Raw genomic sequence first — 9490 nt, 5'->3', positions numbered from 1 at the left:
CGAGCCAGGAGGTGCCGGCGGAGTCGGACATTTCCGAAATGTGCTCGCCCGTCAGCCAGAGCCGCAGGAAATCCTTGGGCAGCAGCACCTTCGCCACGTCGGCGAAGATCTTGGGCTCGTTGTTCTTCACCCAAGCGAGCTTCGGCGCGGTGAAGCCCGGAAAGACGATGTTGCCGGTGAGCTTGCGGAAGCGCGGATCGGCGTCGAGCGCGGCGGCCTCGACATGGCTGCGCGTGTCGTTCCACAGGATGCAGGGGCGCAGCACCTGGTCGCCGGCGTCGAGCAGGGTTGCGCCATGCATCTGGCCGGACAGGCCGATGCCCTTGACGGCCGCGAGTTCCTTCGGATGTGCGGCCTTGAGTTCGGCAATCGCTTTTTCGCAGGCCGCGATCCAGTGCGCGGGATCCTGCTCGGACCATCCCGGATGCGGCCGCGAGACATCGAGCGAGCCGTGACCGGAGCCGATGACGGTCTGCCCGGCATCGATCAAAAGCGCCTTGACGCCCGACGTGCCCAGATCGAGGCCGAGATACATGATGTCCTCCCAATGCCTTTAATTTTTTCGGATCTCGAAAAAATCTGGCTTGGCCAGTTCTTATGCCAAGATCCGCTTCGGGTCAATTCTCGGACAAATCGGCGGCGCGCCGCGAAAACAGCGCCGACAGCGGACTGTCCGGCCGCGCAAAGGCGCGCTCGCCCGTCAGCGCCCGCGCCAGCGGTCCATCGCCGGCGCGCAGGGCAGCCTCGATCAGCGTCAGGTCGATGACGTCGCGCTGCGCATGGCTGCCGGCGAAGCGGTTCGCGATCGAGCGTATGGGCCGGATCAGGCGCGCCGCCTCGGTGTAGTCAGCTTCGCCGAACGCCTTGATCGCCAGCGTCAGCGGATGGCCGACATCCCGGGTAAAAGCGGCGTTGTCGTCGCTGGCATGCATCGCCTCGCGCTGCGCCTCCAGCAAGGTCCTGGCCGGCGCCTCCAGCCCAGCGCCGACGAAAGCCATCATCGCATGGGCATCGTTGAAGGCATAGTTGCCGGCAGCAGCCTTGGGCGCCCAATTGGCGGCGAGAGCGGTCCAGCGATCGCCGACATCGACGCCGCCGAGATGCAGCCGCCACAGGATCGCCGAAGCATCCACCATGTTGAGCGCCAGTGTCGAGCGCGTGCCGTAGATCGGCCCGTCATAGAGCGCCAGGACTTCCTCGGTCTCGCCGAGATCGTAGTGGAACAGCGCAAGGTGCCACCAATTGTGCACTTTGAGGAAGCTGTCTTTCGTCCATGCGTCCGGGTTGGCGCGCATCCAGGCGATGCCGTCCTTTTGCCGGCTCTGCATTTCCATAACATGCGCGACCGCGTGCTGCGCCCAGCCGTCGCGCGGCTCGATCTCAATCGCCGTCCGGCCGAAGCCCTCAGCGCGAGCATAGTCGCCCATCTCCTCCAGCCCGAAGGCCTGCATGCCGAGAATGGCGTGGTAGCCCGGCATGCCCCTCTGCCAGGACGGCAGCGCGCGACCGATACGATCGCGCAGCATGCGCGCATTGCCGGTGAAGAAGTCGATCTGATGCCCGGTCTGCAGGGCCACCGCATCGAGCGGAAAATCGATGGCGATGTCCTCGAGCAGGCGCGAGGCGTCGTGCCAACGGCCCGCGGCGAGATGGCCGAGCGCCGCGATATGCGCCTGCTCGCGCGCCGTCGCCGCAAGCGGCAGCGCCGCTTCGTGACAGGCCCTGGCCACGGCCGTCGCCTCAGGCTCAGTGGCAAGCGCAAAGAGATAGCCCTTGAACACATGGGCCATGACGAAGCCGGGATCTTCGGCGATGGCGCGGTCGATGGTAGCGACCGGATCGCCGATAAAGCATTGCAGCTCGCGGACAGCCCTCTCATAGGGCGAAAATCCCGCCTCCGTCGCGCCGGAAAATGTCAGGCCGAATGCGTTCTTCAGCGCCATTGAGTGCCCTGCTACCGTCCTGATCGAACTGGACGTGATCCTAAAACATCGACACTCGGCTCGCCAACCGGCGAGGGGCGGCTTGCACCGTTTGGCTGGACCTGACTCAATTGCCCGAGCGCATCGCCATGGTGGCGATGCCGGCGCCGACCAGCAGCGTGCCGCCGGTGCGGTTGAAGATGCGAATCGCCTTCGGGTTGCGCACGACGTTGCGCGCCCGGGCCGCGATCAGTGCGTAGCCGAAGGCATTGGCGAAGGCGAGCGCCAGGAAGGTCGTCTCGAAGATCAGCATCTGCGGCCAGAAATCGGCGTGCCGGTCGAGGAACTGAGGCAGGAAGGCGACGAAGAAGGTGATGCTCTTCGGGTTGAGCGCGGTGACCAGCCAGGCATGCGCCATCATCTTGGCGGCGGACACCGCGTCGGTGCGCGGCTCGGCTTTCAGCGCCCCGCCGGCGCGGAACAGTTTGACGCCGAGATAGATCAGATAGCAGGCGCCGATCACCTTCAGCACGGTGAACACGGTGGCCGATGCCGCCAGCAGTGCGCCGATGCCGAGCATCGACAGCGTCATGGCGGTGAAGTCGCCGAGCGCGACGCCGACCGCCATCGGCAGCGCGGTGCGCCAGCCCTGGCCGAGCGCATAGGAGACGACCAGAAGGATCGTCGGACCCGGGATGACGAGAAGGATGGTGGAGGCGGCGGCGAAGGCGGCCCAGTTCTCGAAGGACATTTCCTCACTCCTTGAGCACAAAGAAAAGGATAAATCCTCGGGTCGGCCGGAATGTAAAGAGGCATCTTCGAAATGTTTGGGCGGCTGGTTCGGCCCTGCCGGCGGCGGCGACGGCCCTTAGGACCAAAGTCGGGTCCTTCACGCTTTTTCAACCATGATCGATGAAAATGCCTGCTATCCGGCCGGACCGTGCTTCCCGCCGACAGTGTAGGGTTTGGTGCATGCGCGAGTTGCCGCAAAGTTTGACGCCGCCTTCGAACGGCGATGCTATCGAAACCGGAATACAGCTTTCCCGCCGCAGCATGATCTCGGGCTTCGGCGCCGCGGCGCTGCTCGGCATCGCCGGCTGCAGCACCACCGAGACGCTCGACCTGCCGCAATTGCAGATCGACGACACCACCACCGGCTCGGTGCATCCCCTGCGCCCAGCGATCAGCGTCGACAAGAACATCACAGGCCCCGACGTCATGTATGCGTCGCTGACCGATGGGGGTTTCGAGGTGCCGGCGGTGCCCTACCTGAAGGTCAAGCCGGAGTTCCGCCGCCAGATCGTCGTCGACAAGACCGGCGAGGCGCCCGGCACCATCGTGGTGCACCTGCAGGAGCGCATGCTTTATCTGGTGCAACCCGGCGGCGACGCCATCCGCTACGGTGTCGGCATCGGCAAGGACGGCTTCCGCTGGTCGGGCCGCGCCAACATCCAGTACGGCAAGGAATGGCCGGTCTGGACGCCGCCGCCGGAAATGATCCAGCGCAAGCCGGAACTGGTGAAATGGCAGGGCGGCCAGCCCGGCGGCCTCACCAACCCGCTTGGCGCGCGGGCGCTCTACATCTTCCAGAACGGCAAGGACACCGGCTACCGCATCCACGGCTCGCCGGAATGGTGGAGCATCGGCCAGGCGATGTCGTCGGGCTGCGTTCGGCTGATCAACCAGGACATCATTGATCTTTACAGCCGCGTGTCGAAGAAGAACCCGGTGGTCGTGGTCTGATCCTCGGCCGCTGCCGGCGGCCGCTTTGGCGACTTGTCCAAGTGCGGTCTTTTCTCCCGTTGCGTCATCCAGCAAGACAGGCGAAGGTGCCCTGAAACCATCGCCCCGGGAGAGATCAAGCATGGCCGGAACTTTCGTCATCGCGCAGGGCGGCGGCCCGACCGCCGTCATCAATCAGACGGTCGTCGGCGCCGCGCTGGAGATCCGCAAGCGCCATCCCGGCGCCCGGGTGCTGGGCTCGATCCACGGCGTGCGCGGCATCCGCGATGGCAACTATGCCGACCTCTCGGCCATCCCTGAGGAGCAGCTCAGGCTGATCGCGGCGACGCCGAGCGCGGCGCTCGGCTCGACCCGCGACAAGCCCGACGCCGCCTATTGCGAGGTGATCCTCAACGGGCTGAAGAAGATCGGCGCCGACGCCTTCATCTATATCGGCGGCAACGACACGTCGGGCACGCAGCAGATCCTGACCGACGCAGCCGGCGGCACAATCGCCTTCGTGCACGCGCCGAAGACTATCGACAACGACCTCGAGGAGAACGACCACACGCCGGGCTTCATCTCGGCGGCCGAGTTCGTCGCCGGCGCCTTCCTCTCGGTCGACCTCGATTTCCGCGCCCTGCCCGGCATCTATGTCGGCATCGTCATGGGCCGGCACGCCGGCTTCCTGACCGCGGCCGCCGCCGCCTGGCAGCTCGATCCGGACAGCGGCCCGCATCTGGTTTACGTGCCGGAGCGCGCCTTCTCGGCGAAACGCTTCATCGACGACGTGCGGGCCACGCTCGACCGCCACAAGCGCTGCATCGTCGCCGTGTCGGAGGGCGTCAGCACAGCCGACGGCAAGGCGCTGGTCGAGAGCCTGGTGCCGCCAGAGAAGCTCGAACGCGACCAGCACGGCAACGTCAAGCTGTCGGGCAGCGACCTGACGGCGGCGTTGGAACGGGCGCTGGCCGAAGGCCTGCCGGGCAAGCGGGCGCGGGTCGATGCGCTGGGCTACATGCCGCGCGGCTACATCGGCGCGATCAATGCCGTCGACGCCAAAGAGGCCTTCGACGCCGGCGCCTTCGCAGTCGAGGTCGCCGGGCAGGGCGGCGGCTCGGTGGCGCTGCAGCATGACGGTTCCAAAACCGTGCTGAAGAAGGTGCCGCTGAAGAATGTCGCAGGCAAGACGCGCCACATGCCCGACGATTTCATGCAGCCCGACGCCAACAAGCTCTCGGATGCCGGCATGGCCTACCTCAAGCGGCTGGTGCCGGAGAAATACAAGGTCGGGAAGCCCTTCGTCTGATGGGCGACCTGGTAGTCGGCGACTGGTTCGGCAAGGCCATCGTCGACGCCAGGACATCGATGCTGACCGAGCCGTTCGTGCACGATTTCGTGCGCGCCAACATCTGGCATTTCAAAGGCCGGGACGCCGACCTTCTGGTCGACACCGGCATGGGCATCCTGCCGCTGGCGCCCGAGATCGACACGCCAGCAGGCAAGCCGCTGATCGTCGTCGCCACGCATATCCATCTCGACCATGTCGGCTCGCTGCATGAGTTCCCGCTGCGGGCCGGGCCGAAGATGAGCGCCGCGCAGTTCGAGAGCATGGATGAGGCCGTCACCTACGCCTACATGTTCCGCAATCTCGACGGCGCCGTTTCCAGGCTGCCCACGCCGGACTGGAGCGCAGCCGACTACAGCATTGCGCCGGCGCCGCTGACGCGCACGCTTGACGAGGACGACATCGTCGATCTCGGCGACCGCCAGTTCCGCGTCCTGCATCTGCCGGGACATTCGCCCGATTCGATCGCGCTGTTCGACGAGGCCGACGGGTTGATGTTTGCCGGCGATGCCATCTATGACGGCATGCTGATCGACGATTTGCCGGATTCCGATCGCGCCGCCTATTGCCGCACCATGCGGCGCCTGCTCGACCTGCCGATCCGCATCGGCTATGGCGGTCATGGACCGAGCTTCGACGCCGCGCGCATGCGCGAGATCGCCTCGGCCTATCTGCGCCGACGGGGCGCTTCGTGAGCGCCTTCTGAGATTAAATCTTCGTAAGGTCGGACGAAAACCCTAATTCGGACCCATCGACGCCCTAGATGCGGGCTGTCGATCCGGCCGGCTGTCACGCGAGGCGAGACGGGCAGTCCAGGTCGCCGACACGTCGACGGCGCTTCGCCTGAGAGCCGCTCGCGGCGCAAGATCAACTCTCGCCCGGACAGAACGACCATGTCACCCTCAAGCATTCTTCGTAGACATCGCGTCGCGGCCCTGCTGGGCGCTGCGCTGATCATCTCCCCTTTCGTCGTATCCTTCGCCCAAAGCGCGAACAGCGGCGGCGCGAGCAACGTGGTCCCCACGACCCAGACCCCCGTTGCCGGGATTACGGCACCGAACGGCTCGTTCGCGCCGATTGTGGCCGTCGACAAGCCGGCGGTGGTGACCGTCGCCACCGTCATGAAGGCGCAGCCGGAAACGATGAACGAGGAGCAACCCTTTGACGGCGGCTCGCCCTTCGACGACTATTTCCGCCAGTTCTTCGGCGACCAGGGCGTGCCGATGCCCAAGACGCCGCCGCAGCAGGCGCAGCGCGCCGAGGCGCTGGGCTCCGGCTTCATCGTCGGCGCCGACGGCACCATAGTCACCAACAACCACGTCATCGACGGCGCGACCTCGATCAAGGTGACGCTGGATGACGGCACCGAGCTTCCCGCCAAGCTGATCGGCCGCGACGCCAAGAACGACCTCGCCGTGCTCAAGGTCAAGGCCAGCAAGCCGCTGCCGACGGTCAAATGGGGCGATTCCGACAAGCTCATGCCGGGTGACCAGATACTTGCCTTCGGCAACCCGTTCGGCATCGGCACCACGGTCACCGCCGGCATCGTCTCGGCGCGCGGCCGCGACCTCAACAGCGGTCCGTTCGACGATTTCATCCAGATCGACGCGCCGATCAACCATGGCAATTCCGGCGGCCCGCTGGTCGATGTCGGCGGCAATGTCGTCGGCATCAACACCGCCATCTTTTCGCCTAATGGCGGCAGCGTCGGCGTCGGCTTCGCCATTCCGTCCGACCAGGCGCAAAAGGTGATCGCCAAGCTGATGAAGGGCGGCGACATCGAGTACGGCTATCTCGGCGTGCAGATCCAGCCGGTGACGCAGGACGTGGCAAGTGCCATGGGGCTCGACCACCCCGGCGGCGCGCTTGTCGCCGCGGTCACCGAAGGGTCGCCCGCGGCCAAGGCCGGCATTGCGACCGGCGATGTCATTACCGGCTTCGCCGGCCAGGAGATCAAGGATCCCAAGGATCTGTCGCGCGCCGTCGCCGAGGTCTCGCCTGGCGCCAGGGAAACGCTCGACGTCTGGCGCAACGGCAAGATCGTGCAGATCTCCGCTGATGTCGGCCGCAACTCGGAAGACGTTAAGACCGCGTCCGATGGCGAGGGCGGCAAGCCGTCGGCCGGGCAGGCCCTGCGCGTCCCGTCGCTCGGCCTTGGCCTCACCGACATCACGCCCGATGTCCGCGAGGAGTTGAACCTGGCCGACAATCAGCGCGGCGCCTTGGTCGAGCGCGTCAATCCGGACAAGGCGGCTTCGGCGGCCGGCCTCGAGCCGGGCGATGTCATCGTCGCCGTCGACCGGACCCCGGTGAAGAGCGCCAGGCAGGCGAACCAGGCGATCGCCGAGGCAGGCAAGTCCGGCCGCAAGTCGGTGCTGCTGCTCGTCGACCGCGGCGACGCGCAGATCTTCGTCGCCGTGCCTTTCGCCGCAGGCTGAGGCCTGGCGCCGGCGACAGGCCAGACACAAGGCCCGCCGCCGGCATTTTTTCTGTTGCCCGCCGGGCCATCTTCGAGAACATTGCGCTGGGCCGGCAAACGGCCCCACGCAAAGGGATGTGCTGATGGTCACCCGTGGTTTCGTTTCCGGACGGCGTCCCCCCACGGACCATGACACGCGCATCCCGCCGGGCCAGTATCTCGAGCAGGGCTTCCCGGTGCTGTCGGCCGGGCCGACGCCGCATGTGCGCACCGAGGACTGGTCGTTCACCCTCAAGCACGGCCCTCGCCCGATCAAGAAATGGAACTGGGCCGAGTTCAGCGCGCTGCCGCTGACCAGGATGACGCGCGACATCCATTGCGTGACCGCCTGGACCAAGTTCGACACCGCCTGGCAAGGCGTGCTGGTCGACGACATCCTCGCCGATGCCGGCATCGCGCCGCCGACCGCCTACACGCTGGCGCTCTCGTTCGACGGCTACACCACCAATGTGCCGGCCAAGGATCTGCTCGACGGCAAGGCGATGGTGGCGCTGCTCTACGAGGGCAAGCCGATCACGCCGGACCATGGCGGACCGGCGCGGCTTCTTGTGCCGCATCTCTATTTCTGGAAGTCGGCGAAATGGCTGAACGGGCTGCAGTTCACCGAGCGCGACGAGCCGGGCTTCTGGGAATTGCGCGGCTACCATATCTATATCTATGGCGACCCGTGGCGCGAACAGCGCTATTCGGGCGATCCATGAGCGAGGCCTCGGCCGCGCAATCGCCCTGGCAGACGGCGAGGATCGTGCGCATCGAGAAACGCACGCCGCGTGTCACGAGCTTCTTCTTCAAGCTGTCGCGGCCTTTCCTCCACCTGGCCGGACAGCATGTCGACGTCAGGCTGACGGCGCCGGACGGCTATCAGGCGCGCCGCTCCTACTCCATTGCCTCGGCGCCGGAGAGCGCCGGCACGGTCGAGCTGGCGATCGAGAGGCTCGAGGATGGCGAGGTGTCGCCCTTCTTCCACGAGGTTGCGGCGGTCGGCGACGAGATCGAATTGCGCGGGCCGCTCGGCGGCCATTTCATCTGGTCGGCCGGTGATGGCGGGCCGATCCTGCTGGTGGGCGGCGGCTCAGGCGTGGTGCCGCTGATGGCGATGGTGCGTCACCGCAGCGTGCGGAAATCGGCCGCGCCGGTCGCTCTGGTGTTTTCGGCGCGGGTCTGGGACGAGGTGATCTTCCGCGACGAGTTGATCGGCCTCGACGACCGGCGCGACGGCTTCGACTTGGTGCTGACGCTGACGCGCGAGCCGGCCCAGCGAGCCTCGGACTATTCCAGGCGCATCGACGCCGCGATGATGGTGCAGGCCATGGAGCGGCTGCCCAAGCCACCGATTCTCGCCTTCGTCTGTGGCTCGAATGCCTTCGTCTCGGCCGCCGCCCAGGCGCTCATCGATGCCGACGTGCCGGCTGGCTTGATCCGCACGGAACGCTACGGCGTTTGAGCAGGCCGCGAGGAGGTCGTTGTCAGGAAACCGGCGAGAACTTTGCCGAGACGAGCTGGAAGGGCAGCGCGCCATAGGTGGCGACGGCGGTCTCGTCGTCCCAGGTGCGGAACTGGCGGGATGGCCGCGCCTCGATCACCAGCGTGCGCCCCGCCGTCGGGTCGAGCGCCACCTTGCCGCGAAAGCGCAGCACCCGTTCCCCGCCGGCGCGGCTGATCGCCAGGGCGCGCAAACGGGCGACATGCCGGCCATCGCCGTTGATCTCCATCTCGATGCGGCGGCGCACCGGCGGCACGGCGATCCGGACCGTCACCTCCAGCATGATCTCGCCGCCCGGGTCGGGACAGTCGATTGCCTGCGACATCACGAAAGGCGATGATTGCCTCTTCGCCCTACCGGCCACCCGCCTGCCGCGCCAGACGACGTCCGGTTCGTCCTGGCGCAACCGGCCGCTCTTGCGCTTCAGCCGCAACTGCTTGGCAAAGCCGCGCGACAGCCAGGTAAGCCCGCCGAAATCGGTGCGCGGCTTTGCCAAGCAGTTGCGGCTGAAGCGCAAGAGCGGCCGGTTGCGCCAG

The 9490-nt window shown here is 66.5% G+C and carries 9 protein-coding genes and 1 pseudogene; 6 read left to right on the top strand and 4 right to left on the bottom strand.

The window, feature by feature from the left end; translation table 11 throughout:
* The 3 genes from EN745_RS22665 to EN745_RS22655 all read right to left on the bottom strand — a co-directional run.
* The coding region (locus EN745_RS22665; RefSeq protein WP_245487800.1) for an FGGY family carbohydrate kinase at nucleotides 1-535 on the bottom strand (535 nt) is incomplete at its 3' end.
* A gap of 82 nt (nucleotides 536-617) precedes the next feature.
* Nucleotides 618-1943, bottom strand: a complete 1326-nt coding sequence (locus tag EN745_RS22660; RefSeq protein WP_127422306.1) for a tetratricopeptide repeat protein — start codon at nucleotides 1941-1943, stop codon at nucleotides 618-620.
* 106 nt (nucleotides 1944-2049) lie between these two features.
* A complete protein-coding gene (locus EN745_RS22655) occupies nucleotides 2050-2673 on the bottom strand; it encodes a LysE family translocator (RefSeq protein WP_126056936.1) in 624 nt (207 codons plus the stop codon).
* A gap of 221 nt (nucleotides 2674-2894) precedes the next feature.
* On the opposite strand from EN745_RS22655, the gene EN745_RS22650 reads away from it, so the two are divergent.
* From EN745_RS22650 to EN745_RS22625, 6 genes are all read left to right on the top strand, one after another.
* Nucleotides 2895-3665, top strand: a complete 771-nt coding sequence (locus EN745_RS22650) for a L,D-transpeptidase (protein ID WP_126056937.1) — start codon at nucleotides 2895-2897, stop codon at nucleotides 3663-3665.
* Nucleotides 3666-3786: 121 nt separating this feature from the next.
* A complete protein-coding gene (locus EN745_RS22645) occupies nucleotides 3787-4953 on the top strand; it encodes a diphosphate--fructose-6-phosphate 1-phosphotransferase (protein WP_127422305.1) in 1167 nt (388 codons plus the stop codon).
* Nucleotides 4953-5687: an MBL fold metallo-hydrolase gene (locus EN745_RS22640; protein ID WP_127407410.1), complete on the top strand. Its 735-nt coding sequence runs from the start codon at nucleotides 4953-4955 to the stop codon at nucleotides 5685-5687. The genes EN745_RS22645 and EN745_RS22640 overlap by 1 nt, the downstream gene beginning before the upstream one ends.
* A 198-nt stretch (nucleotides 5688-5885) precedes the next feature.
* A complete protein-coding gene (locus tag EN745_RS22635) occupies nucleotides 5886-7430 on the top strand; it encodes a DegQ family serine endoprotease (protein WP_127422304.1) in 1545 nt (514 codons plus the stop codon).
* 124 nt (nucleotides 7431-7554) lie between these two features.
* Nucleotides 7555-8172, top strand: a complete 618-nt coding sequence (locus EN745_RS22630) for a molybdopterin-dependent oxidoreductase (protein ID WP_127422303.1) — start codon at nucleotides 7555-7557, stop codon at nucleotides 8170-8172.
* Nucleotides 8169-8915: a ferredoxin reductase gene (locus tag EN745_RS22625; protein ID WP_126056939.1), complete on the top strand. Its 747-nt coding sequence runs from the start codon at nucleotides 8169-8171 to the stop codon at nucleotides 8913-8915. The genes EN745_RS22630 and EN745_RS22625 overlap by 4 nt, the downstream gene beginning before the upstream one ends.
* A 22-nt stretch (nucleotides 8916-8937) precedes the next feature.
* Here the strand turns inward: EN745_RS22625 and EN745_RS22620 are convergent.
* A pseudogene (locus EN745_RS22620) lies at nucleotides 8938-9490 on the bottom strand (hypothetical protein); the annotation flags it as partial.

Origin of the sequence: Mesorhizobium sp. M4A.F.Ca.ET.022.05.2.1 (genome assembly GCF_003998845.1) — a bacterium.
Lineage (GTDB): Bacteria > Pseudomonadota > Alphaproteobacteria > Rhizobiales > Rhizobiaceae > Mesorhizobium.
Note: the sequence above shows the minus strand (reverse complement) of the source record. Positions and strands in the feature narration are given on the sequence as shown.

Excerpts from the sequence above, each read along its gene's own strand:
- EN745_RS22660 (WP_127422306.1), bottom strand. The coding sequence starts at position 1,943 with ATGGCGCTGAAGAACGCATTCGGCCTGACATTTTCCGGCGCGACGGAG.
- EN745_RS22655 (WP_126056936.1), bottom strand. The coding sequence starts at position 2,673 with ATGTCCTTCGAGAACTGGGCCGCCTTCGCCGCCGCCTCCACCATCCTT.
- EN745_RS22650 (WP_126056937.1), top strand. The coding sequence starts at position 2,895 with ATGCGCGAGTTGCCGCAAAGTTTGACGCCGCCTTCGAACGGCGATGCT.
- EN745_RS22645 (WP_127422305.1), top strand. The coding sequence starts at position 3,787 with ATGGCCGGAACTTTCGTCATCGCGCAGGGCGGCGGCCCGACCGCCGTC.
- EN745_RS22640 (WP_127407410.1), top strand. The coding sequence starts at position 4,953 with ATGGGCGACCTGGTAGTCGGCGACTGGTTCGGCAAGGCCATCGTCGAC.
- EN745_RS22635 (WP_127422304.1), top strand. The coding sequence starts at position 5,886 with ATGTCACCCTCAAGCATTCTTCGTAGACATCGCGTCGCGGCCCTGCTG.
- EN745_RS22630 (WP_127422303.1), top strand. The coding sequence starts at position 7,555 with ATGGTCACCCGTGGTTTCGTTTCCGGACGGCGTCCCCCCACGGACCAT.
- EN745_RS22625 (WP_126056939.1), top strand. The coding sequence starts at position 8,169 with ATGAGCGAGGCCTCGGCCGCGCAATCGCCCTGGCAGACGGCGAGGATC.